Here is a 26373-nt window from a genome sequence, read left to right on the forward strand (position 1 = left end):
GGGGTCAGGACGGGAGCAGGTGGCCCCTCCTCGACAGCAGGAACTTCTTGAACGCCGCCACCGGGGGCGTGTCCGTACGGCCCGCCAGCCAGGCCACGCCGATCTCACGGGCGGCGCGCGGGGCCGTGACCGTCAGCTCGACCACCCCGGGGCGGGGCACCGCGGGCGGCGGCAGCAGCGCGACGCCGAGACCCGCCGCGACCAGACCGCGGAGCGTCTCCGCCTCCTCCCCCTCGAAGGCCACCCGGGGCCGGAAACCGGCCTCCTTGCACAGGGCGTCGGTGATGCGGCGCAGGCCGTAGCCCGGCTCCAGGGTCACGAAGGTCTCGTCGGCGGCCTCGGCGAGGCGGATGCGCCTGCGCCCGGCCAGGGAGTGGTCGGCTGGGACGACCAGGCGCAGTTTCTGCTCGTCGAGGCGGCGGGCGACCAGGTCGGGGGCGTCCGGGACCGGGGAGGTCAGGCAGAGGTCGAGTTCACCGGCGCGCAGCCGCTCCAGCATGGCCTCGCCGTAGTTCTGGACGAGGCTGAAGCGGACGCGGGGGTGGTCGGCACGGAAGGCGTGCAGCAGGCCGGGGACGGTCTCGGCGCCCATGGTGTGCAGGAAACCGAAGGCGACCTTGCCGGTGGCCGGGTCGGCGTCCGCGCGGACCTCGTCGGCGGCGCGCTCGACCTCGGCGAGGGCGCGCTCGACGGAGCCGAGGAAGGTGCGTCCGGCGACGGTCAGCGCGAGGGTCCGGCCGCGGCGCACGAACAGGTCGACCCCCAGGTCCGCTTCGAGGCGGACGAGGGCGCGGGAGAGCGTCGACTGGGGGACGTTCATCTCCTGGGCGGCCCGGGTGACGTGCTCGGTGCGGGCGACGCCGGCGAAGTGCGCCAGGCGCGGCGCGAGCAGCGCGACGATGTCTTCTGTGTCACCGGAAGGTGACAGGCGGGCCTGTGAGCTTTGCTGATGCACCATGGGAACGATTATGACCATTCCATGCATTGGACGGATGAGTCGCGGGCTCCGTACGGTCCCGGTATGACTCCCGCCGATACCGGGGCGTCCACCACCGTGGGCGCCGCTGCATCCGTCTCCGCTCCCGACGCCCCCGACACCCGCGACTCGCGCATGGCGCCGGGCGGCCCCGGCTACCGCCGGATGAGTTTCGCCCTCTTCCTCGCGGGCGTCGCGACCTTCGCCCTCCTCTACTCCACCCAGGCCCTGCTGCCGCTGATCTCGGGCGACATGGGCGTCACCGCGGGCGACGCGAGCTGGACGGTGGCCGCCGCGACCGGTGGCCTCGCGGTGTTCGTCCTGCCGATGAGCGCGCTGTCGGAGCGCTTCGGACGGCGTACGGTCATGACGGCGTCGCTGGCGGTCGCGGTGACCGTCGGACTGCTGGTGCCGTTCGCCCCGTCGCTGCCGGCGCTCGTCGCCCTGCGCGCGGTGCAGGGCGCGGCGCTGGCCGGACTGCCGGCCTCGGCGACGGCGTACCTGGCGGAGGAGGTCACCCCGCGGGCGCTGGTCACCGCGATCGGCCTGTTCGTCGCCGGCAACAGCGTGGGCGGGATGAGCGGCCGGGTCATCACCGGCTGGGTGGCCCAGGAGTGGGGCTGGCGGATCGCCGTCGGCGTGATCGGCGTGGTCGCGGTGGCGTGCGCGGTGGCCTTCCGGATGCTGCTGCCGGCGCCGAAGCACTTCACGCCGGGCTCGCTGCGCCCGCGCGTCCTGGTCCGCACGGTCCGCGACCACCTCGCCGACCCGCTGCTGCGCCGCCTGTACGCGATCGGCGCGCTGTTCATGACGGTGTTCGGCGGCGTGTACACGGTGATCGGCTACCGCCTGGCCGAGGCGCCCTTCTCCCTGCCGCAGGGCCTCATCGGCTCGATCTTCCTGGTCTACCTGGTCGGTACGGTCTCGGCGTCGACGGCGGGCCGCCTGGTGGGCCGCCTGGGCCGGCGCGGGGCTCTCTACCTGGGCGGTGGTACGACTGCGGCGGGCCTGCTGCTGTCCCTCGCCCCGTCCCTGCCGCTGGTCCTGCTGGGCCTGGTGCTGATCACGGCGGGCTTCTTCGCCGGGCACGCGGTGGCGTCCTCGGCGGTCGGCAAGACGGCCACGCACGGCCGCGCCCAGGCGTCGGCGCTGTACCAGTCCGCCTACTACGTCGGCTCCAGCGCGGGCAGCACGGTCGGCGCGGTGGCCTTCCACTCCGGCGGCTGGGCCGGGACGGTCGGGGTCGGGCTGCTGGCGGTGCTGGGCGTCGTGGCGATCACGGGGCTCGGGTCGCTCGCGGCGCGCCGGCAGGCCGGGGGCACGCCGGTGCGGGCCTTGAGCATGCCTCGCTGACCTGCGCTTTTCCCGACTGCACAGGCCATTGTCAGTCCCCTGCGGTAGCTTCCGAAGTGCGAGGCGCGAAGACGCGCACGACGGGACGCCACAGGGGTGGGTGGACGATGACCAACGGCACCGTGACGACGGAGCTGGATTCCGCGCTGGAGAAGCACCGGGTCGAGCTGACGGGGTACTGCTACCGGATGCTCGGCTCCTCCTTCGAGGCCGAGGACGCGGTCCAGGACACCCTGGTCCGCGCCTGGCGGAGCTACGACAAGTTCGAGGGGCGCTCCAGCCTCCGTTCCTGGCTCTACCGGATCGCGACCAACGTCTGCCTGGACATGCTGACCGCGGGCAACAAACGCGCCCGCCCGATGGACCTGACGGACTCGACGCCGCTCGCCCAGGCCGCCCTGTCCCCCCGCCCGGACAACACCTGGCTGGAGCCGATGCCCGACGCCCGCGTACTGCCCTCGACCGCCGACCCGGCCGAGGCCGCGGTCGCCAAGGAGTCGGTGCGGCTCGCCTTCATGGCCGCCCTGCAGCAGCTGCCGCCCAAGCAGCGGGCGGTGCTGATCCTGCGCGAGGTGCTGGCGTGGAAGGCGAGCGAGGTCGCCGAGCTGCTCGGCACATCGGTCGCGTCCGTCAACAGCGCCCTGCAGCGTGCCCGGGCGACCCTCGCCGAGCGGGCGGAGAGGGGCGACGGCGCGGCGGTGTCCGATCCGCTGGACGAGGAGCAGCAAAAGCTCCTGGACCGCTACGTCGCGGCCTTCGAGGGCTACGACATGACGGCACTGACGGCGCTGCTCCACGAGGACGCCGTCATGACGATGCCGCCGTTCGACCTGTGGCTGGCCGGCCCGGCGGACATCACCGGCTTCATGACGTCCCTCGGCGCCGCGTGCGCGGGCTCGCGGCTGGTGCCGGTCGAGGCCAACGGGCTGCCGGCCTTCGCGCACTACAAGCCGGACGAGGAGGCGGGCGGCTACGCCCCGTGGGCGGTCCAGGTGCTGGAGATCTCAGACGGCCGCATCACCGGGTTCCACTGCTTCCTCGACACCAAGCGGTGGTTCCCGCTGTTCGACCTGCCGCTCCGTCTCGAAGCGGAGGCCGACGAGGTCCAGTAGGGAATGCAGGGCGGGGTCGGGGTCGCGCAGCCGGATCCGGCCCCCTGCCCGCCGGGCGGTGAGTTCCAGGCGGGCCAGCAGGTCGACGACGGCGAGCCCCGGCGGTCCCAGCCCGCCGACGTCGCAGACGACCACCCTGGCCCGGGTGCTTTCCATCAGCGCGCGCACCTCGTCGCAGAGCCGGGGTGTCTCCCCTCGGGAGACAGGCCCCGGCAGCACGAGTACGGCGGGTGTCACGGCGTCCACGTGCGGTAGACCGGGCGCGGGCCGGGAACTCATCGGTGCCCGCCGTCAGAGATCACATTGACGTGCGCGGGCCCTTCCCCGGAGGGTTCGCTGTATGCCCCACGCATCCCCTCCCCGCGCCATGCCGTGCCAGGTCCCTCCGCTCGGCGGGGAGGTGCCGTGCAGGGGGTGCTGACCGGCTTCGCGGTCATCGCGGTCGTCATCGGCGTGGGCTATGTGCTGGGGCTGCGGGGCCATCTCGGCCCACAGGGCCGCGAGGTACTGACCAAGCTCGCCTTCCACGTTGCCTCGCCGGCCCTGCTGTTCACCACGCTGGCGACGGCCGACCTGTCGGTGGTCTTCTCCAGCAGGCTGCTGGTCACGGCGCTGTCCACGGCAGCGGTGGCCGGGGTCTTCGTCGCGGTGGGTGCCGTACGGGGCTGGGGCGTGGGCCGGACCACGATCGGCGCGCTGTGCTCCGGTTACGTCAACTCCGGCAACCTCGGTATCCCGATCGCCGTGTACGTCCTGGGCGACGCCTCGCTGGTGGCACCGGTGCTGCTGTTCCAGCTGGTGCTGGTGACGCCGGTGGCGGTGACGATCCTGGACCTGTCGTCGGGCGGGGGCGGCAAGGGACCGCTGTGGCGCGTGCTGCTGACGCCGTTGCGCAATCCGATAGCGCTGGGCTCGCTGGCCGGGGTCGCGGTCGCCGCGGGTGGCGTACGGGTGCCGGACGCGGTCATGGACCCGGTGACCCTGATCGGCAACATGTCGGTCCCGGCGGTCCTGCTGGCCTTCGGCATCGGTCTGTGCGGCTCCACGATGCCGCTGCGGGGCGCGGAGCGGCGGCCGGTGCTGCTGGCGGTGGCGTTGAAGACGGTGGGGCAGCCGGCGGTGGCGTGGGCGCTGGCGTACGGGGTGTTCGGGCTGCGGGGCGCGCACCTGCTCGACGTGGTGGTGACGTCGGCATTGCCCGCGGCGCAGAACCTGTACACGTACGCGTCGACCTACGGGGTGGGCGAGCGGCTGGCGCGGGACGCGATCCTGGTGTCGACGGTGGTGTCGGTGCCGGTGCTGGTGGGGGTGGCGGCGGTTCTGGGGTGAGTCAGGAGGCGGGGAACTCGCCCGTGTCGAGGGTCAGGTCGAAGGGTGCGGGAAGTTTGAGAGGTTCGCCGAACTTCACAGTGCTCCCAGAACCGGACGAGCTCGTCCCAGCTCTGCTCGGGATCATGGCTGACGGTGAGTGCGCTCATGGCGGTTCTCCTATCGGGCGTCACCGATCCCAGCATGCCGAACGGGACCGGTAGAGGTCTACCGGTCCCGTTCGCTCGATCGAGGAACCCCCTGATCAGGCGATACGCTCCAGCACCACCGGCGAGGCGGTGAAGGCCGTGCCGGACGGGGCGACGTCGTGCGAGTTCTCCACCGCCGCGAGCGCGTACTCGAAGCGGTCCGGGGTGTCGGTGTGGAGGGTCAGGAGGGGCTGGCCCTCGGTGACCGTGTCGCCGGGCTTGGCGTGGAGCTCGACGCCGGCGGCGGCCTGCACCGGGTCCTCCTTGCGGGCGCGGCCCGCGCCCAGGCGCCAGGCGGCGACGCCGATGTCGTAGGCGTCGAGCCGGGTCAGGACGCCGGAGGCGCCCGCCCTGACGACGTGCTGCTCCTTCGACGTGGGCAGGGGCGCGTCCGGGTCGCCGCCCTGGGCCGCGATCATGCGGCGCCAGACGTCCATCGCGGAGCCGTCGGCCAGCGCCTTCGCCGGGTCGGCGTCCTTCAGGCCCGCCGCGTCGAGCATCTCGCGGGCCAGCGCGAGGGTCAGCTCGACGACGTCGGAGGGGCCGCCGCCCGCCAGTACCTCGACCGACTCGCGGACCTCCAGGGCGTTGCCCGCCGTGAGGCCGAGCGGGGTGGCCATGTCCGTGAGCAGGGCGACGGTCTTCACGCCGTGGTCGGTGCCGAGGCCGACCATCGTGGAGGCCAGCTCGCGGGCGTCCTCGATCGTCTTCATGAAGGCGCCCGAGCCCACCTTCACGTCCAGGACCAGGGAGCCGGTGCCCTCGGCGATCTTCTTGGACATGATGGAGGAGGCGATGAGCGGGATCGCCTCGACCGTGCCGGTCACGTCCCTGAGGGCGTAGAGCTTCTTGTCGGCGGGGGCCAGGCCGTCGCCGGCCGCGCAGATCACCGCGCCGGTGCCGTCCAGGACGTTCAGCATCTCCTCGTTGGGGAGGAGGGCACGCCAGCCGGGGATGGACTCCAGCTTGTCCAGGGTGCCGCCGGTGTGGCCGAGGCCCCGGCCGGAGAGCTGCGGGACGGCCGCGCCGCAGGCCGCGACCAGCGGGGCGAGCGGCAGGGTGATCTTGTCGCCGACGCCGCCCGTGGAGTGCTTGTCGGCGGTGGGGCGGGACAGGGACGAGAAGTCCATGCGCTCGCCGGAGGCGATCATCGCGGCCGTCCAGCGGGCGATCTCGCCGCGGTTCATGCCGTTGAGCAGGATCGCCATCGCGAGCGACGACATCTGCTCGTCGGCCACCTCGCCGCGCGTGTAGGCGTCGATGACCCAGTCGATCTGCTCGTCACTGAGTTCGCCGCGGTCACGCTTGGTGCGGATGACGGAGATGACGTCCATGGCCATACCTGGCTTCCTTACGGGAGTTACTGGGTGAGGTGGTCGGGGCCGAAGGCCTGCGGGAGCATCTCCGAGAGGGGGACGATCCCCGCCGGGGTCTCCAGCAGCATCTCAGGGCCCCCGAACTCGTACAGCAGCTGTCGGCAGCGGCCGCACGGGACGAGGGTCTCGCCGTGGCCGTCGACGCAGACGAAGTGCGTCAGCCGGCCGCCGCCGGTCAGCTGGAGCTGGGAGACGAGCCCGCACTCAGCGCACAGGCCGATGCCGTAGCTGGCGTTCTCGACGTTGCAGCCGGTGACGGTGCGGCCGTCATCGACCCGGGCGGCGGCGCCGACGGCGTACCCGGAGTACGGGGCGTAGGCCCGGGCCATCGCCTCGCGGGCCGCCGTGCGCAGCGCGCCCCAGTCGACGCCGGTCATTTGCCCTGCCCCTTCCGGTACGGCATGCCGTCCGCCTTCGGCATCCGCAGGCGCTGTGCGGACAGCGCGAGGACGACGAGGGTGACGACGTACGGCGTGGCGGAGACGACCTGGTTGGGGACGTCGTCGGTGGTGGCGTACCAGGCGAAGACCAGGGCGCCGACGACCACGGTGATCGCGGCCTTGACGTACTTCTTGCGGATCGCGAGCCAGATGGCACCGGCGACCAGCAGCAGCGCGCCGAGCAGCAGCAGGGCGTGCACGTTGGCGGAGCCGCCGCGCAGGTTGAGGCTGTCGGTGTAGCCGAAGAGGCCGGCGCCGATGGCGAGGCCGCCGGGCATCCAGTTGCCGAAGATCATCGCCGCGAGGCCGATGTAGCCGCGGCCGCTGGTCTGGCCCTCCAGGTAGAAGGGGTTGGCGACGATGGAGAGGAAGACGCCGCCGAGGCCGGCCAGGCCACCGGAGATGATCACGGCCAGGTACTTGTACTTGTAGACGTTGACGCCGAGCGACTCGGCGGCGACCGGGTTCTCGCCGCAGGAGCGCAGGCGCAGGCCGAACGGGGTGCGCCACAGGATGTACCAGGTGGCCGGGATCAGGGCGACGGCGATCAGGGTCAGCCAGGACACGTCGGTGACCAGGCCGCCGAGCAGGCCGGCGATGTCCGAGACGAAGAACCAGTGCCGGTCGTTGAGGCTCTCCAGGGCGTCGGAGAGTCCTGGCACCGTGAAGTGGCCGAGCGAGTCGACCGGCGGGGACTGCTTGGCCGAGCCGCCCTGGTGGCCCTCGAAGGCGAGCGGGGCGAGGTAGCGGGTGGCGCCGAGGGCGAGGATGTTGATGGCCACGCCGGAGACGATGTGGTTGACGTTGAAGGTGATCGTGACGATCGCGTGCAGCAGGCCGCCGAGCGCGCCGCCGACGATGCCCATCAGGACGCCGGTCCACGGGCCCCACTGGAAGCCGGCCCAGGCACCGAACCAGGTGCCGAGGATCAGCATGCCCTCGAGGCCGATGTTGACGACGCCCGCGCGCTCGGCCCACAGGCCGCCGAGACCGGCGAGGCCGATCGGCACGGCGAGCTGGAGCGCGGTGGACATCTGGCTGACGTTGGTGATGCCGTGGGCGCCGGTGACGAGGCGGACGATGGAGGTCAGTGCCAGGGCTCCGGCGATGACCAGCATCAGGACGGGCAGCGACAGGCGGCGGCCGGTCGGCGCCCCGGGCTGCAGCGAGGGCTGGTTGACGTCGGTCGCTGTGGTCGGAGCGGTCATCGGCCGGCCACCTCCTTCTTGGTGTTGTCGGTGGCGCCGAGGACGTGTCCGGCGGCCAGCTCGGCGCCGACCCGGCGCTGCTGGCGGCGCAGGCCCCACTCGCGGACGGCCTCGTAGGAGACGACGACCGAGAGGACGATCAGGCCCTGCATGATGACCGCGATCTCCTTGTCGTAGCCGTGGAAGTCCAGCTCGGGCGAGGCCTTGTCGAGCCAGGCCCACAGGAGGGCGGCAAAGGCGATGCCGACCGGGCTGTTGCGGCCGAGCAGGGCGATGCCGATGCCGAGGAAGCCGATGCCGGTGGGGAAGTTGAGGCTGTAGGTGTGGGTGTCGCCGAGCAGGATCGGCAGGCCCGCGAGACCGGCGAGGCCGCCGGAGAGGAGCATCGCGGTGAGCACCATGCGCCCCGGGTTGACGCCGCTGGCCGCGGCGGCGGACTCGGAGGCGCCGGAGGCGCGCAGGTCGAAGCCGAAGCGGGTGCGGTTGAGGACGACCCAGTAGCCGATGCCGAGGAGGACGGCCAGGATCACCAGGCCGTAGATCTCGCCGGCCGCACCCATGTCGATGCCGGGGACCCAGCCGGACTCGTGCATCTCGCCGGTGGTGTTGTTGTTGCCGATCTTGACGCCGAAGACGTCCGGCAGCCACAGGTAGCCGATGACGGAGGTGGCGATGGCGTTCAGCATGATCGTCGCGACGACCTCGCTGACACCGCGGGTCACCTTGAGGACACCGGCGATGCCGGACCAGAAGGCGCCGGTGAGGACGGCGGTCAGCAGGAGCAGCGGGATCTGCAGGGCGGCCGGCAGGTCGGCGTGGGCGCCGACGATCGCGGCCATCATGGCGGCGAGCTGGTACTGCCCGTCGACGCCGATGTTGAACAGGTTCATCCGGAAGCCGATGGCCACCGCGAGGGCCGCGATGTAGTACATCGACGCCTGGTTGATGATCAGGACCTGGATGTCGGAGAATCCGGCCTGCTCGAACATCAGGGCGAACGGTTCGACCGGGTTCTTGCCCGAGGCGATCAGGACGATCGCGCTCAGCACGAAGGCCACGGCGAGCGCGATGACCGGACCGGCCACCGCGAGGAGCACGCGCTCCTTGTCGAACTTCTTCATCAGCGGGCCTCGTCTTCCGCACCCGGGCCGGCGTCGGCCGGAGTCTCGGGGTTCTCTTCGTGTTCGAGGTGTCCGGAGGCGGCGCCGGTCATCGCCGAGCCCAGCTCCTCGGGGGTGATGGTGGCCGGGTCGGCGTCCGCGACCAGCCTGCCGTCGTAGATCACCCTCAGGGTGTCGGACAGGCCGATCAGCTCGTCCAGGTCGGCGGAGATCAGCAGGACGGCGAGTCCCTCGCGGCGCGCCTCGCGGATGTGGTCCCAGATGGCGGCCTGCGCGCCGACGTCCACGCCGCGGGTGGGGTGGGCGGCGATGAGGAAGCGCGGCTTGTGGCTCATCTCGCGGCCGACGATCAGCTTCTGCTGGTTGCCGCCGGACAGGGAGGCGGCGGTGACGTCGATGCCCGGGGTGCGGACGTCGTACGTCTCGACGATGCGGCGGGTGTCCTCCTGGGAGCCCTTCGGGTCCAGCCAGACGCCCTTGCTGTTGGGCTTCTCGGTGACGTGGCCGAGGATGCGGTTCTCCCAGAGGGGGGCCTCCAGGAGCAGGCCGTGGCGGTGGCGGTCCTCGGGGATGTAGCCGACGCCCTGCTCGCGGCGCTTGCGGGTGGGCAGCGCGGTGATGTCCTCGTCGAGGAAGCGGATGGAGCCGGAGTCGGCGTGACGCAGGCCGATGAGCGCGTCGACCAGCTCGGTCTGGCCGTTGCCCTCGACGCCGGCGATGCCCAGCACCTCACCGGCGTGGATGGTGAAGGAGACGTCGTCGAGCAGGGCCTTGCCGCCCGGGGCCGCGAGGCGGAGCGTGTCGACGGTGATGACCGGGCGGTCGGTGACCGTGGACTCGGCGGTCTCGGGGGTGGGCAGTTCGCTGCCGACCATCAGCTCGGCGAGCTGACGCGGGGTCGTCTCGGCGGGGACGGCCGTGCCGACCGTGGTGCCGCGGCGGATGACGGTGATCTCGTCGGCGACGGAGAGGACCTCGCCCAGCTTGTGCGAGATGAAGATGACGGAGAGGCCTTCGGCCTTGAGCTCACGCAGGTTGTCGAAGAGTGCGTCGACCTCCTGCGGGACCAGGACGGCGGTCGGCTCGTCGAGGATCAGCGTGCGGGCGCCGCGGTAGAGGACCTTGAGGATCTCCACGCGCTGGCGGGCGGCGACGCCGAGCTCCTCGACCATGCGGTCGGGCTCCACGCCGAGGCCGTACCGCTCGGAGATCTCCTTGATCTTCCGGCGGGCCTTGGCGCCGATGCCGTACAGCTTCTCGCTGCCGAGGACCACGTTCTCGAGGACCGTGAGGTTGTCGGCGAGCATGAAGTGCTGGTGGACCATGCCGATGCCGCGGACGATGGCGTCGGCGGGCGACGAGAAGGCGACCTGCTCGCCGTCGATCGTGATGGTGCCCTCGTCCGGCTTCTGCATTCCGTAGAGGATCTTCATCAGCGTCGACTTGCCGGCGCCGTTCTCGCCGACGAGGGCGTGGACGGTGCCCTTGCGGACGGTCAGGTGGATGTCGTGGTTGGCCACGACACCGGGGAAACGCTTGGTGATCCCGGCGAGTTCGACGGCGGTCACCGATTCGTTGACCGCCGCTCCGGCCGGAGGGCTGCTGGACGCGTTGATGGCGCACTCTCCTGGGGACGGGGGCCGTCTACGCGCGTAGCGCCCCTACGGCATCTAAAGCGGCGGCGGCACATCGACACGACGGGGTACGAGGAGGACCTTGAGGCGTCCTCCTCGTACCCCGCCGAGCGGCCGGGCCGGCGCGGTTACACGCTGTTCGAGGTGTTGCTGCTCAGCCGATCAGCTGCTCTTGACCTTGATCTCGCCGCTGGTGATCTTCTCCTTGGCCGTCTTGATGGCTGCCTGGAGCTCGGCGTTGTCCGCGAACTTCGGGTTGGAGTCCGAAAGGCCGACCTCACCGGACTTCAGATCGCCCCTGACGATACCGGTCTCGGGCTTGCCGTCCTCGACCGACTTCGCAAGGTTGTACACCGCCTTCGCGACGTCCTTCGTGGCCGAAGTCAGGATGCTGTCCTTGTACTTCGCGAGGGCGTCCTGCTTGTACTGGTCGGAGTCGACGCCGATCGCCCAGACCTTGTTGGCGGCGGCGGCCTCGATCACGCCCTGCCCGGACAGGCCGGCCGCCGCGAAGACGACGTCGGCCTTCTTCTCGATCTGGCCCTCGGCGGCGGTCTTGCCCTTGTCGGGGCTGGAGAAGCCGCCCTCCTCCGCCGTCTGCGTCAGGTACTGCGAGACCACGTTGACCTTGGGGTCGGTGTCCTTGACGCCCTGCTCGAAGCCGGCCTGGAACTTGTGGATCAGCGGGATGTCCACGCCGCCCACGAAGCCGACCGTCTTGGTCTTGGTGCTCTTGGCGGCGGCGACACCGGCGAGGTAGGAGGCCTGCTCCTCGTTGAAGACGAGGTCGGCGACGTTCTCCGCCTCGATCGTGGCGTCGTCCACGATGCCGAAGGTGGTGTCCGGGTACTTCTCGGCGGCGCTCTTCAGGGCGGCGGCGTACGCGTAGCCGACGCCGATGACCGGGTTGTGGCCCTGCTTGGCCAGGGAGACCAGGCGCTGTTCCTTGTCGGCGTCGGTCTCGCCGTCGGTGGGCTCGACGTCGGCCGTCTCGTAGCCGAACTCCTTCTTCGCCTGCTCCAGACCCGCGTACGCGGCGTCGTTGAAGGACTGGTCGCCCTTGCCGCCGACGTCGTACGCGATGGCGAGGCCCTTGTCGCCCTTGGACTCCGACCCGGAGGAGGTCGAGGTTCCACCGCAGGCGGAGAGGGCGAGGGCCAGGGAGGCGGTCGCTGCGCCTGCGACCGTGATCCGGGAAATCCGGCGCATGTCTGGTGCTCCTGTCGTACAAGCGCCGGGGACGGTTCGGGTACGGCGCTGGCTTCGCCGCAGATTAACGCGCGTAGACCTGCCTGAAAACCCCTTCTGTCCACCTTGTTATCCGCCCGTGAGCAAGGGGCCGCGGACGGGGGTGCGGGGCTTGCCGGGCGCAAACGGAGGGTGGCGGAGGGTGACGCCGGGGGCCTCGTGCGCGGCGGTGAGGGTGGTGCCCGCCGTTGAAGGATGTTGTCCGGCACCGCGGGATGGTGTCCGGCACCGCGGGGTGGTGTCCGGTCGCGCGGATCTGGGCCGCCCGGCTGTGCGGGGCACGCCGAAGCGGGCGGGCGCTGTGGGCGCCCGCCCGCTTCGTCCGGCTCCGTGCCGCTTCGTACCGCGCCGTCCGGCTCCGTGCCGCGTCGTTCCGCTCCGTGCCGTGTCCGTGCCGTGCCGTCCGGTGCCGCGTCGTGCGGTGCCGTGCCGCGCCGGTCTACTCGGTCCTGACCTTGACGGAGCCGTCGATGATGCCCGCCTTGGCCTTGGCCACGGCGTCCGTCAGGCCGGGGACCTCGGCGTACTTGGGGTTGCTGTCGGACAGGCCCACGCCGTCGGACTTGAGGTCGAAGGTCTGGGTGCCGGTCAGCGGCTTGCCGTCCTCGACGGACTTGGCCAGGGCGTACACCGCGCCGTTGATGTCCTTGAGGGCGGAGGTCAGGATGTAGTCCTTGTACTTCGCGAGGGCTTCCTGCTCGTACTGGTCGGAGTCGACGCCGATGGCCCAGACCTTCGCCTTCGCGGCGGCCTCGATCACGCCCTGACCGGAGAGTCCGGCCGCCTGGTAGACGACGTCGGCCTTCTTCTCGATCTGACCCTCGGCGGCGGCGCGGCCCTTGTCCGGGCTGGAGAAGCCGCCCTCCTCAGCGGTCTGCGTCAGGTACTGCGGGATCACCTCGACCTTGGGGTCGGTGTCCTTGACGCCCTGCTCGTAACCGGCCTGGAACTTGTGGATCAGCGGCACGTCGACTCCGCCCACGAAGCCGACGACATTGCTCTTGGTGGCCTTGGCCGCCGCGACGCCGGCGAGGTACGAGGCCTCGTTCTCGGCGAAGACGAGGGACGCCACGTTCTTGGCGTCGACCACGGAGTCCACGATGCCGAAGGTGGTGTCCGGATGCTTGGCGGCGACGGCCTTCATCGCCGGGGCGTAGGCGAACCCGACGCCGATGACCGGGTCGTAGCCCTGCTTCGCCAGCGAGGACAGCCGCTGCTCCTTGTCGGCGTTGGTCTCGCCCTCGGTGGGCTCGATGTCGGCGGTCTCGTAGCCGAACTCCTTCTTGGCCCGCTCCAGGCCCGCGTACGCCGCGTCGTTGAAGGACTGGTCGCCCTTGCCGCCGATGTCGTACGCGATGGCGAGGCCCTTGTCGTCGCCGCCGCTGCCGCTCTCGCCGCTGGTACCGCCGCAGGCCGTGGCGGCGAGAGCGAGCGACGCGACCCCCACCGCGGCGCGGGTCAGTCTCGATGTCCGACGCATCTGAAGTTCCCCATTCTCCAAAGCCCCGCAGCGGGCGCTCGGTTCGGCGCACATTAACGCGCGTAGAAACTCCTGGGAACGGGGTTCCGCGGGGCCGTTATCCATTCGTGCCGCGGGGTGTTCGGGGGCCTGCCGCGCGACCTCGTGCGTTTGTGCATCAGGCTGCCCCCGGCCCGCCGCGGCCGCAACCGCGGCGGGCGGGCCGGGCCCGGCCCTTACTGCACGGCGTCGATCAGCGCCGCCGCGGTGAACATCTCCACGCCGACGGTGATGGCGTGCTCGTCCACGTCGAAGTCGCCCTGGTGCAGGTCGCGGACGGTGCGCTCGCCGGGCGGCCGGACGCCGAGGCGGGCCATCGCGCCGGGCACCTGCTCCAGGTACCAGGAGAAGTCCTCGCCGCCGAGGCTCTGCTCGGTGTTCTGCACGGACTCCGTGCCGCGCCGGGCGACCATGGCGGCCTGGAGCAGTTCGGTGCTGGTGACCTCGTTGACGACCGGGGGCACGCCGCGGACGTAGGTGATCTCGGACTTCGCCCGGTACAGGTTGGCGATCTCGTCGATGGCCTCGACCACGAGATCGGGCGCCTGCCGCCAGGCGTCGAGGTCGAGGCAGCGCACGGTCCCGGCGAGTTCGGCGTGCTGCGGGATGACGTTCGGGGCGTGGCCGGACTCGACCCGCCCCCAGGTCAGGGCGAGCCCGCTGCGGCTGTCCACGCGCCGGGCGACGAGCGAGGGCACGTCGGTGACCACGCGGGCGGCGGCGGTGACCAGGTCGGTGGTGAGGTGCGGGCGGGCGGTGTGTCCGCCGGGGCCGTTCAGGGCGACCTCCAGCCGGTCGCAGGCGGAGGTGATGGGGCCGACCCGCAGCCCGATCCGCCCGGCGTCCACCCGGGGGTCGCAGTGCACGGCCAGGATGCGGCGCACCCCGTCGAGCGCGCCGCCCTCGATGGCGTCGGCGGCGCCACCGGGCAGCACCTCCTCCGCCGGCTGGAAGACCAGCCGCACGGGCCGGGGCAGCAGGCCCTGCTCGTGCAGGGCGGCGAGCACGAGTCCGGTGCCGAGGACGACGGTGGTGTGCACGTCGTGTCCGCAGGCGTGGGCGCGGTCCGGCACGCTCGAGCGGTACGGGCACTCGCTCTTGGTGTCCGGGATGGGCAGGGCGTCGATGTCGGCCCGCAGGGCGAGCATGCGCGGCCCGCCGGCCCACCGCCCCGATTCGGTGCCGGTGCCGATGTCGCAGACGAGCCCGGTGCCGACGGGAAGCACACGCGGCTTGAGGCCGGCCCGCTCGAGCCGCTCCTTGATCGCGGCGGTGGTGCGGAACTCCTGGTTGCCCAGCTCGGGGTGCATGTGCAGGTCGCGGCGGAAGGCCACGAGCTCCGCACGCAGCGCCTCGGGCAGCGCGCCGGGCAGCGCGGTCTCACCGGGAGTGTCGGCCTCGGACTCTGGGGACATCAACGCTTTCACCCTTTGCAGCGTAGGGCGCCCGAGCGACCGGTGGACCCCCGATCAACAAAATTCAGCCCGTTAGAGGGAGAAAACTGGGCCGCCCTACGCATAGCTGTCGACTCGCCTGGGTAAACTCGCCCGCCTTTTCGACCGAGCCGATCATGAGAGATCCACCGGGAGCGGCCCCCACCACTCGACGGCACCCTTCCTCGGGACACGGGTACCACGCGACGATCGCCCCACGCGTGTGAGCGGGAGAGCGTCGGCCCGAGGCCCGGCAGCCCAGGTCCGGTCGGGCCGGCCCTGCCGTCGGCACGGCGTCGGCATCGTGTCGGCACGGCGTCGGCAATGAAGGATCCGTGAAGGCTGCGTGATCCTTGCAGTGACCCGGCCCGCGTCATCCTGAAATGATGCCTCGGCTGGACAACGTGACTTTTCGACAAGGTGGTTGACTCTGTGAGACTGACCCGTGTGACTCTCGCCGTGGCCGCCGGCGCCCTCGCCCCGGCGCTGCTGCTCGCCACCCCCTCCTTCGCCGCCACCCCGCCGATACCGTCGGCCGTCTCCGCGGCGGCGGACACGGGTTCCCCCTACGACGAGATGGACGCCGACGACCTGCGCGTCGCCGTCGCCAGGACCCTCGCCGACCCCGACAGCGGCCGGCGCGTGATCCAGGAGGCCAACGAGCTCCTCGACAACGGCACCGTGGAGGAGATGCGCGCCTGGCTCGAGACCGGACACCGCCTCGCCCAGGCCGAGGACGACCGCGTCGCCATCGCCCGGCTCCTCGGCGACCCCGACAGCGGCAGGGCCGTCATCCGTGAGGCCGGCGAGGCCCTCGACGACGGCAGCCCGGAGGCAGTGCGAGCGTTCTTGGAGAGCGGGCTCCGCCTCGCCCGGGCCGAAGACGACAGCGTGACGATCGCTCGCATGCTGGCCGACCCCGGCATCAGCGACGCCCTGCGCGCGGCGGCGATCGCCGCCCTGGACGACGGCTCCCCGGAAGCACTGCGCCACTTCATCGAGGTCGGCCAGTACGAGGCCGGCGCCTAGGCTTCGACGGGACGGCACCGGCTGCGGCGCCGCGAGGCAGGCACCCCGGAAGCAGGTGTCCTGCCCGGCCCCGGCACGGGGCTACCCGGTGCCCGCCACCGCCGACAGCCGGTGTGCGCCCCGCGCCGACCCCGTGACGCCGGACAGGAAGCCCCGGGCCCGCGGTGAGGCGGTCTCGGTGAGCCAGGCCGGGTCGATGTCGCAGACGGCGACCCGGACCTCGGTGCCGGCCAGGGCCAGGGGGAGGGTGTGGACGACGGTGGAGGGGAAGCTGAGGACGGTGCGTCCGATGGGGCCGCGGCGGGCGATCAGTTCCAGGGGGAGGTCGGGGCGGACGATCTCCAGGCCCGTTTCCACGGCCAGCCGGTGGAGCTTGTCGGCGCTCTCGCGGCGGTGGGCGAAGTAGCGGGCCGCGCCGTGGGTCTTCGCCAGGCCGTGTACGGCGTCCACGTAGCGGTCGCCGTCGACGACACCGGTTTCCACCAGCGACGTACCGACCATGTCGGCGCCCTTGGTGATGCGGGGCGGGCCGAAGCGGGCCCGGGTCCAGGCGAAGTCGTTGGCGGTGACGGTGACGCCGTCCGGGGTGTCCTCGATGGGCATGGAGGAGAAGACCGAGACCCGGCGGTTCCCGGACGGGGTCAGACGGCGGCGCGCGGACCCGGAGACCGGGGCGAAGAGCAGGTCGCGCGGGCCGGGGCGGCTGCCCTTGCGGTGCCAGCGCACCAGACGTTCGCCGTGGGCGAGCTGGGTGACGAACTCCATCGTGGCCGTGCCGTCGTCGACGACGACCAGGTCCCGGGCGCGGGTGATGGTGAGGAGCAGCTGCACGTAGCGGGAGAAGGGGTCGCCCATGACGATCCGGTCCGCGTGGCGCAGGGCGGTCGTCAGGCCGCCGACCGTGCGGAAGGGGGCCGTGGCGCCGCCTCTCGCCTCCTCCCAGCGGACCTGGTGGCCCTCCTTGCGGGCCAGTTCGGACATGCGGCGCAGCTGGCCGCGGGTCATCGGGTCGACGGGTGAGAGGACCACGAGGGTGAGCTCCGCGCCGGGTGCGCGCGTGTGCGCCCACTCCAGCACGTTCAGCAGTTGTACCGGGCTCTCGACGAAGGCGAGAGTGTGGGGGCCGGCATTCCCGGCGCGGGGGCTCATCGGCGTAGGACCGTCCCGTGGTGAGGGCGTGGTGGGGGTGTCGGGCCGGGTGTCAGACCGTGACCGGCTCGCCCGCGGCGGCGGCGATCTCCGCCTCGGCGACGACGCCGGTGACGCGGCGCAGCTTCTTCATGGGGCCGAGCTCGGAGTCGTAGACCTTCTTGACGCCGTCGCCGAGGGAGGCCTCGATGGTGCGGATGTCGCGGACGAGGCGGGTCAGGCCCTGCGGCTCGACGGAGGCGGCCTGGTCGGAGCCCCACATGGCGCGGTCGAGGGTGATGTGGCGCTCGACGAAGGTGGCACCGAGGGCGACGGCGGCCAGGGTGGTCTGCAGGCCGGTCTCGTGGCCGGAGTAGCCGATCGGGACGTTCGGGTACTCCTGCTGGAGGGTGTTGATGACGCGGAGGTTGAGCTCCTCGGCCTGCGCCGGGTACGTCGACGTGGCGTGGCACATGAGGATGTTGTCCGAGCCGAGGACCTCGACCGCGTGGCGGATCTGCTTCGGGGTCGACATGCCGGTGGAGAGGATGACCGTGCGGCCGGTCGCGCGCAGGGCGCGCAGCAGCTCGTCGTCGGTGAGCGAGGCGGAGGCGACCTTGTGGGCGGGTACGTCGAACTTCTCCAGGAAGGCGACGGCCTCGGTGTCCCACGGGGAGGCGAACCAGGCGATGTCCTTGGTCTTGCAGTAGTCGTCGATCTGGCGGTACTCGTCCTCGCCGAACTCCACGCGGTGGCGGTAGTCGATGTACGTCATCCGGCCCCAGGGGGTGTCGCGCTCGATGTCCCACTGGTCGCGCGGGGTGCAGATCTCGGGGGTGCGCTTTTGGAACTTGACCGCGTCGCAGCCGGCCTCGGCGGCGGCGTCGATCAGCTTGAAGGCGTTCTCGAGGTCGCCGTTGTGGTTGATGCCGATCTCGCCGGTGATGTAGACGGGGCGGCCGGGGCCGGCCTCGCGGGAACCGAAGGCGCGGATGCGGGAGTTGGTGCTCATGCTGGGGGTTTCCTTACTTGGACTGGGTGAGCGTGGGGGTTTCGAGGGAGTCGGTTGAGCCGGGTGAGTCGAGCGAGGGGCCTAGGATCCAGCTCGCGATCTCCCGGATGGCGCCGTCACCGCCGGGGACGGTGGTGACCGCGCGGGCCGCGCCGCGTACGACGTCGTGGGCGCTCGCGACCGCCACGGGCCAGCCGACGAGGGCGAAGCACGGGAGGTCGTTGACGTCGTTGCCGACGTAGAGCACGCGCTCGGGGGCGATGCCCTGCTCCTCGCACCACTGCTTGAGCGCGAGGTCCTTGCGGTCGATGCCGTGCAGCACGGGGAGCTTGAGCTTGCGGGCGCGGGCGGCGACGACCGGGTTCACTTCCGTGGACAGGATCAGCATCGTCAGGCCGCTGCGGCGCAGGGCGGCGATGCCGAGGCCGTCGCCGCGGTGCACGGAGACGAACTCCCGTCCGTCGGAGTCGATCAGCACCCGGTCGTCGGTCTGGGTGCCGTCGAAGTCGAGGACGACCGCGTCGATGTCGGCGGCGGTCGGGAGGGCGCCGGGCCCGGCGGCGTCGAAGAGGGGCGCCAGGGCGCGGGCGCGGGCCAGGTCGTGCGGGTCGTCGATCTCCAGGACGCGGGCCGGGTCGGTGCGGACCAGTTCGGTGCGGCCGAAGAAGCGGTGCCGGTGCTCGCGGAAGCCGGGTGCGGCCATGGCGTAGGCGGCGCCGGTCTCCAGCAGGTCCTGGGGGCGGTCCTGGCGGCGGGGGCGGTACGACTTGTCGTGGTTGACGCCGTGGCCGCCTTCCGCTTCCCCGGTCTCGTCGGTGCCGTCCCGCCACACGAAGCCGTGGAACGGGGCCACGGTCACCGCGGTGTCCGCGCCGCCCTCGGCGACCGCGCCGGCCACCCCGTCGATGTCCTCGCGGACGATGAAGGGGCTGGTGCACTGCACGAGCAGCACCACGTCGACGGGCGCGCCGTGCAGGGCCTCGTGGGTGTCCATGGCGTGCAGGACGGCGGCCTCGGAGGTGGCCAGGTCCCCGGCGATGGCGGCGGGCCGCAGCACGACCTCGGCGCCGGCCTCCCGGGCCGCGGTGGCGATGGCCTGGTCGTCGGTGGAGACCACGACGTCCGTGACCAGCCGGGTGGCCCGGCACTCGCGCACCGCCCGGGCCACCAGGGGTACGCCGCCGACGGGCGCGAGGTTCTTCGCGGGCACGCCCTTGGAACCGCCGCGCGCGGGGATCACGGCGAGCACACGGCGCACGTCGGCGCCCCGGCCCGCTTCCGGTTGGGACATGGGCTGTACTCCTTGGAGACCGGTACGGAGACGGTTCGGGGCGGTCACAGTTCCCCCATGCGCCGGATCACCGGGGCGACCCGCTGGACGCCGTGCCGGTAGGCGCCGCGGGCCGCGCGGCGCACCACCTGCCGGACCGGGCCGGGCGCCTTGTCGGCGGCGGGCGCCCCGGGGAGCGGCGTGCCGTCGGGGGCGAGGTGGTGGCGGGCGAGGATGCCGGGGAGGTAGCCGGGGGCGGTGACCGGTGTGTAGTACGGGGCGATCGGGGGCAGGCCGCCGGGCCGGCCGAGCAGTTTCGCGATGCGCCCCCGGGCCTCGTCGAAGGCGGTCTCGTAACCGCCGTCCGCCGCCACGCCCTGCCGGGCGACCCACTCGGGGTCGGGCGCCGGGCGGTGGCCCTCGTCGAGCTGGTCCCAGGATGCGAGGCAGCCGGAGCCGACGAAGTGGTGGTTGCCGAGCGCCTCACGCACGCCCAGGTCGGTCAGTACGACCGTGGGGATGCGGCGGTGCAGGGATTCGAGGGCCGCCGTGGAGCTGATGGTGACCAGCAGGTCGGTGCGGTCGAGGACCTCGCCCATGTGCCCGTAGACCAGGCGGAAGTTGGGCGGCGGGTCGGCCCGCTGCACCAGCTTCTGGTAGGGCAGCTCCTCGATGTGCGTGGTGTGTTCGCCGGGCTTGGAGCGCAGCTTGAGCAGCACTTCGCGCTCGGGGTGCCGCCGGGCGTGCCGGATCAGCCGTTCGAGGAGGTACGTACGGTCCTTGCGGCTGTCCGGCACGGAGGGCTGGGCGGCGAAGACGACCGTGTAGGGGCGCTCCCCGGCGCCGGGCTCCCCCGGGTAGGCGGCTCCGCCCAGGAAGGGCAGGGCGACCTCGGTCACCGCGGTGGCGTCGGCGCCGACACCCTCGTACACGGTCCGGAAGCGGTCCGCGTCCTGGCGGGAGTTGGCGAGGACGAGGTCGGCGCCGTGGCGCAGCAGCAGGCCGTCGGCGAGCTTCTCGTAGACGACGCCGACGTAGCCGGTGACGACCACGGGCCTCTCGGCGCGGTCCTGCCAGAGCCGGCCCAGGCCGTGCAGCATCGCCTGGACGCCGCCGCCGACCAGGGCGAGGACGAGGACGTCGTAGGATTCCTCGCCCGTCGCCCCGCCCATCGCCCGCAGGAACTCGGCGGCGGTCACCTCGCGGAGCGAGTCCGCGGTGACGCCGACTTCCCGGAGCTGGCGCGGGGTGGGGGTGGCTCGGCCGCGCAGGAGGTAGCCGTCCAGACGGATGTCGGTGTTCTCGGGGGCCCCGGGTGAGATGCGGGTCGCGGTGAGCGCGCCCCATTTCCACCGGGTGTCGGAGTCCGCCAGGACGGCGACTCGCAGGGCCTTCGTTGCACTTGCTGGCACGTCGTAGACGCTAGGAAGCCATTTCTAGGAGCCGCCCAACCGGAATCCAACAAAGGGTGAACAGCACATCGCCGAATGACGAATCGAGCCGCCCGGCGTCCGGAACAGCACGCACTTCATGGCTTCGCCACGCCTCATTCACCCCGTGTCAAGGTTCAGGTAAAGCCCGGTGCCGGGCCGCCGCCTAACGTCGTTCACGTGCCAAAGCTCTCCGTCATCGTGCCGTTCTACAACGTGCGGCAATACGCACCCGACACTCTGCGGAGTCTGCGCGCGAACGCGCGGGACGACTTCGAATTCATTCTCGTCGACGACTGCTCGTCGGACGGGACCGCGGACCTGCTCGAGCGGGCCGAGGCCGAGCTGCCGGGGGCGGTGCTGGTCAGACACGAACAGAACGGCGGCCTGGCCACCGCCCGCAACACCGGCATCGACCGGGCGCGCGGCGAGTACCTGACCTTCCTGGACGGTGACGACTGGCTGGCCCCCGGCTACTACGACCGGCTCGTCGCCGCGATCGAGGAGCTGGGCTGCGATTTCGTGCGCACCGACCACGTCCAGTGCACCGCACGGGCCCGCGTCGTGCACCGGGTGCCGCACGGCCGCCGGGGCATGCCGCTGCGCCCGCGAGACGCGATCCTGCCCGCCCACCGGTCCACCTCCGTCGACTACGCCTACGCGTGGGCCGGCGTCTACCACCGCCGGCTGGTCGAGCGAGGTCTGCTGCACTTCACCGACGGGCTGCGCACGGCCGAGGACCGGCCGTGGATCTGGAAGCTGCACCGGGAGGCGGAGTCCTTCGCGGTGACCGGGCTGCTCGGCGTCTTCTACCGGCGCGGGGTGGCGTCCTCGCTCACCCAGATCGGGGACGTCCGCCAGCTCGACTTCATCCGCGCCTTCGACGAGGTCGTCGCCGGTGCGGCCGGGGACGCCGACGCCGCGGGTCTGCTGCCGAAGGCCGTGCGCACGTACTGCGCGATCATCTCCCACCATCTCGGTTCCATCGAAAGGTTCGAACCCGCCGTGGCCCGCAAACTGAAGGCGATGAGCGCCGCCGCGCTGCGGCGGATGCCGCAGGACGCGCTGGACGAGGTGCTCGGCTCGATGGACGCCGAGCGCGCCACGCGGCTGCGCCGGCTGCGCCGCCGTGCGGCGCAGGCCACGGAGGTGGCCGCGTGACCACGCAGATCTTCCTGGCGTCGACGCTGTACGGCACGGCCACCCTCGCCGCCGCCCTCGACTCCGGCTGCTTCGACGCGGCCGACCGGCGGATCCTGCTGGTCTCCAACAACGCGACGACGCCCGAGACGACGCCGTCCGTGGACCGGATGCCGGGGTTCGAGCAGCTGCGGACGCGGTTCGACGACGTGGTGTCGTGGAACGAGGCGATCTTCCCCTTCCACCCCGGCGGCTGGTCCCCGCGGGTGGAGGACGCGCCCATGTGGGAGCGGTACCTGCGGCTGGCCTGGGGGATCGGCGACGACGACGTGGCACTCGCCGTGGAGTCGATCCAGGTGCACCCGGCGCTCGGCGTGGCACAGATCTTCACCGACGCGCCCCTCACCGTCTACGCCGACGGCCTGATGAGCTACGGCCCCACCCGCAACAAGCTCGATCCGCTGGTCGGCACGCGCGTGGAGCGGCTGCTCCACCTCGACCTGGTACCGGGGCTCGCGCCGCTGCTGCTGACCGAGTTCGAGGTCGGGGCGGAGATCGTACCGACCGAGGCGTTCACCAAGGTGCTGACCGGGCTGGCCGACACCGGCGCCGGTCTGCCGGACGTGGAGCGGCCCGCGGTACTGCTCGGCCAGTACCTGTCGGCGCTGGACATCCTCTCCGCCGAGGAGGAGGAGAGCCTGCACGTGTCCATGCTGACCGGCGCCGTCGGCCTCGGGCACACCCGCGTGGTCTTCAAACCGCACCCCACGGCCCCGGCCCGCTTCACCCGCACCCTGGAGCAGGAGGCGGAGAGACTCGGTGTCGACCTCACCGTGGTGGACACGCCGGTCCTCGCCGAGGTGCTGTACCAGCGGATGCGTCCGGCGCTGGTCGTGGGCTGCTTCTCCACCGCGCTGCTCACCGCCTCCGCGCTGTACGGGCTGCCGGTCGCCCGGGTCGGCACCGATACGCTGCTGGACCGGCTGACGCCGTACGAGAACAGCAACCGGGTCCCGGTCACCATCGTCGACGCGCTGCTGCCCGAGCCGGCCGACTCGGCCGCCGTCACCGAGGGGCGGCGGAAGCTGGACACCGACGCCCTCGCCGCGCTGGTGCGGGCCGTCGGGTTCGCGATGCAGCCGAAGATCCTGCCCGAGCTGCGGCCGGCGGCCGAGGAGTACCTGCGGGGCAACCTGAACGCCCGCACCCGGCGGTACTTCAAGAAGCGCCGGCTGACCTCGCTGGGCCTGCCCGGCGGCATTCCGGAGCGGCTGGCGTTCCTGCCGCACAATTCCACGGCGCGCAAGGTGGTGCGGCGAGCCAGGGCCATTCGACGCTCGATCAGGAATTGAGGTGATCACCGGCGTCGCGGACCTGGGCGCCGAGTGCGGCAATCACCGGTCCGCACTCCGTTCACGTTCCCGACGAACACTCCTTCGCACTTCTGTGCGTCACAGCCCCTTCGGACCGGGCTGGTTGTCCGCGTTTATCGCCGTCCTCATCGACAACCGCCACCGGCGACGAATGTACGGGCGAACTGGAGTCCTGCGGTCGAAGAGTTTTTCGGTGTGCCCATGCGACCGGGCACGTCGTGGCGGAACACCGGGAGGACCGGACACCGGGAGTTCCACTGATGTTCTCGCGCCTGTCCGCTCAGTTGTTCATCTTCCGAACAGGCACTGCCTAGCCTCCTGAGGAACCGAGATCGACCGGACAGCGGTCAAAGGAGTAGTACGAGCGTGACCGAGACGGCCGTGAGCACCCCGACAGCGCGGCCCGGTCCGGCCGCCCTCTCTCCGGCACCGGCCGGGCCGGCACCGCGAGCGCGGAAGTCCGCGCCGGGGCGGCTGCGCGCCCTGGACGGCCTGCGGCTGGTGGCCGCGCTGATGGTGGCGGCGTACCACTACGGCGGACGCGGCGGCTCCGTCACCGACGCGTGGGGCACTTCCCCCGAGGTCCAGTTCCCGACGCTGCACACCCTGTTCGCCTACGGCTGTCTCGGTGTCCAGGTCTTCTTCGTGATCAGCGGGTTCGTGATCTGCATGAGCGGCTGGGGCCGGTCCCTGACGTCGTTCTTCGCGTCCCGCGTGTCCCGGCTGATGCCCGCCTACTGGGTGGCGGTCGTCCTGGTGACCGCGGTGTTCGTACTGCCGGCGGTCGCCTACGAGGCCGTGTCGCCGAGCGACGCGCTGGTCAACCTGACGTTGCTGCAGCAGCCGCTGGGCGCGGACCGGGTGCTGGGCGTGTGCTGGACGCTGTGGGTGGAGGTCCGCTTCTACGCGCTGTTCGCGCTGTGTGTCGTCCTGCCCGGCGCGAACCGCCGGCGGGTCCTGATGTTCTGCGGCGGCTGGCTCCTGGCGGCGGTGCTCGCGCGGGCCGCGGACGAGCCGCTGCTCGACCTGGTGCTGATGCCGGAGTACGCCCCCTTCTTCGTGGGCGGTATCGGCCTGTACCTCGTCCACCGTGACCGGCGGGACGCCCACGGGTGGGGCATCACGGCGGTGAGCTTCCTGGTCGGGCAGCACTACGCGGTGGCCGAGCTGTGGAACGCCGCCGACCCGGACGCCTTCGCCCACCGCACCACGTTCGGCATCGTCCTCGTCGTCGCGTTCGGGTTCGTGGCGGTGGCGGCGATCGCGCTGGGCCGGCTGAGCCGGGCGAACTGGCGCTGGCTGACGGTGGCCGGAGCGCTGACGTACCCCTTCTACCTGGTGCACGAGCACCTGGGCTGGGTGGTGATCCGCACCCTGCACCGCGAGCTGCACGTGCCGTCCGCGGCGACCTTCGCGCTGACGACGGCCGCGATGCTGCTGCTGGCGTGGCTGTTGCACCGGTTCGTCGAGAGGCCGCTGACCCCGCGACTGCGGTCGGCGCTCTCCCGTACCCATTGAGCGGCGCACGCCTCCGGACGGCGGTCGCTCGGACACACTGGGCGATTGGTGTGATTTTCCGTCTATGGGATTGCGCGTGCTCACTTCCTTTCCCTACCGAGGGGGCATCCTCACTTCATGGCCACTGCGCAAGAGACGCACAAGTACCCCGGTGAGCTGAATGACGTCCCCGGCTGGTTCTGGCCCCTCGACCAGGTGCTGTTCTCCTGGTTCCTGGAGCGGCAGGAGCAGCGGGACACCCGCGGCGACCTGCTCGAACTGGGGGCCTACTTGGGCAAGAGCGCGATTCTGCTGGGGCACCACCTGCGGGACGGCGAGACTCTCACGGTCTGTGACCTGTTCGGGACCGAGCCGCCGGACGCGGCCAACCGGGCGGAGGCGGCGAAGTCGTACTCCTCTCTCACCCGGCAGGCCTTCGAGCAGAACTACCTCTCCTTCCACGACGTCCTGCCGACGATCGTCCAGGCCCCCAGCTCCGCGATCACCGACGAGGTCGCGCCCGGCACCTGCCGCTTCGCCCACATCGACGCCTCGCACCTGTACGAGCACGTCCAGGGCGACATCGGCGCGGCCCGGGACCTGCTGCTGCCCGACGGCATCGTCGTCCTCGACGACTTCCGCAGCGAGCACACCCCGGGCGTGGCCGTCGCCGCCTGGGAGGCCGTGCTCAACCGCGGGCTGCGTCCCGTCTGCCTGAGCAGCCAGAAGCTGTACGGCACCTGGGGCGATCCCGAGCCCGTGCGGGAGGAGTTGCTCGCCGCGCTGCGCGGACGCGACGACTGTGCCGTGACCGTGGAGCAGGCCGCCGGACACCAGCTGGTCCGGGCCCGCGCCAAGAGCAAGCGGATGCGGCTGCCCTCGCTGCCGCTCTCGCGGCACCCGGCGCCCGCGGCGGTGCCGAGTTCGCCGGCGCCCGGCTCGCAGGCGCCCGCATCCTCGGCGCAACGGGCGGATGCCGCGCCCGTACCGGAGCAGACCAAGCAGGCGTCTTCGGCGGACCGCGCGGCACGGACGACACGGCCGCCGACTCCGCGCGACCGCACCCGCCGTCTCGCGCTGGACCTGCTGCCGCCGGCCGTCACCCGCGCGGTGCGCCGGAACCGGGCGGCGCGGCGGGCGAAGGCGTCGGGTACGGATCAGTCGAGGCGGTAGGCGGCCCCGGTCCTTTCGACCACCGGTCCCGGCGCTCCTCGAAGTGCCGCTCGCAGTCCGTGAAGATCTCCGCGCCCGCCTGAGCCGTCAAGGGGTATTCGGCCATCAGGCGGGCACGTTCGTCCAGTCGTACGTGCACCACGCCGGTGAAGCATGGAGAACGCCGGTGAAGCGTGGAACACCCTTCACGGGCGTAACCAGGGGCGTGCGGAATTCGCCCCTAGGTCACCCATTCGAGGCAACCGCCCAGCTCAGTGGGCGTCAGAAGGCATCCGAGGGCACGTACGTCCCCCAGACCTCCCGCAGGGCGTTGCACACCTCGCCCACGGTGGCCCGTGCCCGCAGGGCGTCCTTCATCGGGTAGAGGACGTTGTCCTCGCCCTC

22 protein-coding genes and 1 pseudogene are annotated in these 26373 nt (G+C 71.8%); 8 read left to right on the plus strand and 15 right to left on the minus strand.

The window, feature by feature from the left end; genetic code table 11:
• Positions 1 to 4: 4 nt before the first annotated feature.
• On the minus strand, positions 5 to 958 hold the full coding sequence (locus ACH4F2_RS25075; protein WP_398134982.1) for a LysR family transcriptional regulator: 954 nt from the start codon (positions 956 to 958) through the stop codon (positions 5 to 7).
• Between the two features lie 63 nt (positions 959 to 1021).
• Here ACH4F2_RS25075 and ACH4F2_RS25080 point away from each other — a divergent pair, with 63 nt between their 5' ends.
• Positions 1022 to 2329 carry an MFS transporter gene (locus tag ACH4F2_RS25080; protein WP_398134983.1) on the plus strand — a complete coding sequence of 436 codons (1308 nt, stop codon included), beginning with the start codon at positions 1022 to 1024 and terminating at the stop codon, positions 2327 to 2329.
• Positions 2330 to 2436: 107 nt separating this feature from the next.
• Positions 2437 to 3441 carry a sigma-70 family RNA polymerase sigma factor gene (locus tag ACH4F2_RS25085; protein ID WP_398134984.1) on the plus strand — a complete coding sequence of 335 codons (1005 nt, stop codon included), beginning with the start codon at positions 2437 to 2439 and terminating at the stop codon, positions 3439 to 3441.
• Here ACH4F2_RS25085 and ACH4F2_RS25090 read toward each other — a convergent pair.
• Positions 3334 to 3720 (minus strand): STAS domain-containing protein, encoded by a 387-nt coding sequence (locus tag ACH4F2_RS25090; RefSeq protein WP_398134985.1) that lies wholly within the window; start codon positions 3718 to 3720, stop codon positions 3334 to 3336. The genes ACH4F2_RS25085 and ACH4F2_RS25090 overlap by 108 nt on opposite strands.
• A gap of 126 nt (positions 3721 to 3846) precedes the next feature.
• On the opposite strand from ACH4F2_RS25090, the gene ACH4F2_RS25095 reads away from it, so the two are divergent.
• Positions 3847 to 4770, plus strand: a complete 924-nt coding sequence (locus ACH4F2_RS25095; protein ID WP_398134986.1) for an AEC family transporter — start codon at positions 3847 to 3849, stop codon at positions 4768 to 4770.
• A gap of 244 nt (positions 4771 to 5014) precedes the next feature.
• Here ACH4F2_RS25095 and ACH4F2_RS25100 read toward each other — a convergent pair whose 3' ends face one another.
• The 8 genes from ACH4F2_RS25100 to ACH4F2_RS25135 all read right to left on the minus strand — a co-directional run bounded on the left by ACH4F2_RS25100 (position 5015) and on the right by ACH4F2_RS25135 (position 14919).
• Positions 5015 to 6298, minus strand: coding sequence for a thymidine phosphorylase (locus ACH4F2_RS25100; protein WP_398134987.1), 1284 nt, complete (start codon positions 6296 to 6298; stop codon positions 5015 to 5017).
• A 20-nt stretch (positions 6299 to 6318) separates the two neighbouring features.
• Positions 6319 to 6711, minus strand: a complete 393-nt coding sequence (locus ACH4F2_RS25105; RefSeq protein WP_398134988.1) for a cytidine deaminase — start codon at positions 6709 to 6711, stop codon at positions 6319 to 6321.
• Entirely contained in the window at positions 6708 to 7982 is a 1275-nt protein-coding gene (locus ACH4F2_RS25110; protein WP_398134989.1) for an ABC transporter permease, read from the minus strand. The genes ACH4F2_RS25105 and ACH4F2_RS25110 overlap by 4 nt, the downstream gene beginning before the upstream one ends.
• A complete protein-coding gene (locus ACH4F2_RS25115) occupies positions 7979 to 9103 on the minus strand; it encodes an ABC transporter permease (protein ID WP_398134990.1) in 1125 nt (374 codons plus the stop codon). The genes ACH4F2_RS25110 and ACH4F2_RS25115 overlap by 4 nt, the downstream gene beginning before the upstream one ends.
• Entirely contained in the window at positions 9103 to 10671 is a 1569-nt protein-coding gene (locus tag ACH4F2_RS25120; RefSeq protein ID WP_398134991.1) for an ABC transporter ATP-binding protein, read from the minus strand. The genes ACH4F2_RS25115 and ACH4F2_RS25120 overlap by 1 nt, the downstream gene beginning before the upstream one ends.
• 228 nt (positions 10672 to 10899) lie before the next feature.
• Complete coding sequence (locus tag ACH4F2_RS25125; RefSeq protein WP_398134992.1) at positions 10900 to 11946, minus strand: BMP family protein; 1047 nt, start codon at positions 11944 to 11946, stop codon at positions 10900 to 10902.
• Between the two features lie 478 nt (positions 11947 to 12424).
• Positions 12425 to 13465 carry a BMP family protein gene (locus ACH4F2_RS25130; protein WP_398134993.1) on the minus strand — a complete coding sequence of 347 codons (1041 nt, stop codon included), beginning with the start codon at positions 13463 to 13465 and terminating at the stop codon, positions 12425 to 12427.
• 215 nt (positions 13466 to 13680) lie between these two features.
• On the minus strand, positions 13681 to 14919 hold the full coding sequence (locus ACH4F2_RS25135; protein ID WP_398134994.1) for a M20 family metallopeptidase: 1239 nt from the start codon (positions 14917 to 14919) through the stop codon (positions 13681 to 13683).
• Between the two features lie 450 nt (positions 14920 to 15369).
• Between ACH4F2_RS25135 and ACH4F2_RS25140 the strand changes: the two genes are divergently transcribed.
• Positions 15370 to 15966, plus strand: a complete 597-nt coding sequence (locus ACH4F2_RS25140; RefSeq protein WP_398134995.1) for an ALF repeat-containing protein — start codon at positions 15370 to 15372, stop codon at positions 15964 to 15966.
• 81 nt (positions 15967 to 16047) lie between these two features.
• Here ACH4F2_RS25140 and ACH4F2_RS25145 read toward each other — a convergent pair whose 3' ends face one another.
• The 4 genes from ACH4F2_RS25145 to ACH4F2_RS25160 are packed head-to-tail and all read right to left on the minus strand — an operon-like array spanning position 16048 to position 20788.
• Entirely contained in the window at positions 16048 to 17115 is a 1068-nt protein-coding gene (locus ACH4F2_RS25145; RefSeq protein ID WP_398134996.1) for a hypothetical protein, read from the minus strand.
• Between the two features lie 52 nt (positions 17116 to 17167).
• A complete protein-coding gene (locus ACH4F2_RS25150; protein ID WP_398134997.1) occupies positions 17168 to 18106 on the minus strand; it encodes an N-acetylneuraminate synthase family protein in 939 nt (312 codons plus the stop codon).
• Between the two features lie 13 nt (positions 18107 to 18119).
• Positions 18120 to 19397 carry a cytidylyltransferase domain-containing protein gene (locus ACH4F2_RS25155; RefSeq protein WP_398134998.1) on the minus strand — a complete coding sequence of 426 codons (1278 nt, stop codon included), beginning with the start codon at positions 19395 to 19397 and terminating at the stop codon, positions 18120 to 18122.
• 44 nt (positions 19398 to 19441) lie between these two features.
• Complete coding sequence (locus ACH4F2_RS25160; protein ID WP_398134999.1) at positions 19442 to 20788, minus strand: DUF6716 putative glycosyltransferase; 1347 nt, start codon at positions 20786 to 20788, stop codon at positions 19442 to 19444.
• A gap of 198 nt (positions 20789 to 20986) precedes the next feature.
• On the opposite strand from ACH4F2_RS25160, the gene ACH4F2_RS25165 reads away from it, so the two are divergent.
• From ACH4F2_RS25165 to ACH4F2_RS25180, 4 genes are all read left to right on the plus strand, one after another.
• Entirely contained in the window at positions 20987 to 21967 is a 981-nt protein-coding gene (locus tag ACH4F2_RS25165; protein ID WP_398135000.1) for a glycosyltransferase family 2 protein, read from the plus strand.
• On the plus strand, positions 21964 to 23298 hold the full coding sequence (locus tag ACH4F2_RS25170) for a polysialyltransferase family glycosyltransferase (RefSeq protein ID WP_398135001.1): 1335 nt from the start codon (positions 21964 to 21966) through the stop codon (positions 23296 to 23298). Before ACH4F2_RS25165 ends, ACH4F2_RS25170 begins: the two co-directional genes overlap by 4 nt.
• Positions 23299 to 23685: 387 nt before the next feature.
• Positions 23686 to 24837, plus strand: a complete 1152-nt coding sequence (locus ACH4F2_RS25175; RefSeq protein WP_398135002.1) for an acyltransferase family protein — start codon at positions 23686 to 23688, stop codon at positions 24835 to 24837.
• Positions 24838 to 24954: 117 nt separating this feature from the next.
• On the plus strand, positions 24955 to 25989 hold the full coding sequence (locus ACH4F2_RS25180; RefSeq protein WP_398135003.1) for a class I SAM-dependent methyltransferase: 1035 nt from the start codon (positions 24955 to 24957) through the stop codon (positions 25987 to 25989).
• Here the strand turns inward: ACH4F2_RS25180 and ACH4F2_RS25185 are convergent.
• A pseudogene (locus ACH4F2_RS25185) lies at positions 25974 to 26116 on the minus strand (TetR family transcriptional regulator); the annotation flags it as partial. The gene ACH4F2_RS25180 and the pseudogene ACH4F2_RS25185 overlap by 16 nt on opposite strands.
• Positions 26117 to 26373 lie beyond the last annotated feature (257 nt).

Origin of the sequence: Streptomyces sp. NPDC017890, assembly GCF_044328675.1 — a bacterium.
Lineage (GTDB): Bacteria > Actinomycetota > Actinomycetes > Streptomycetales > Streptomycetaceae > Streptomyces.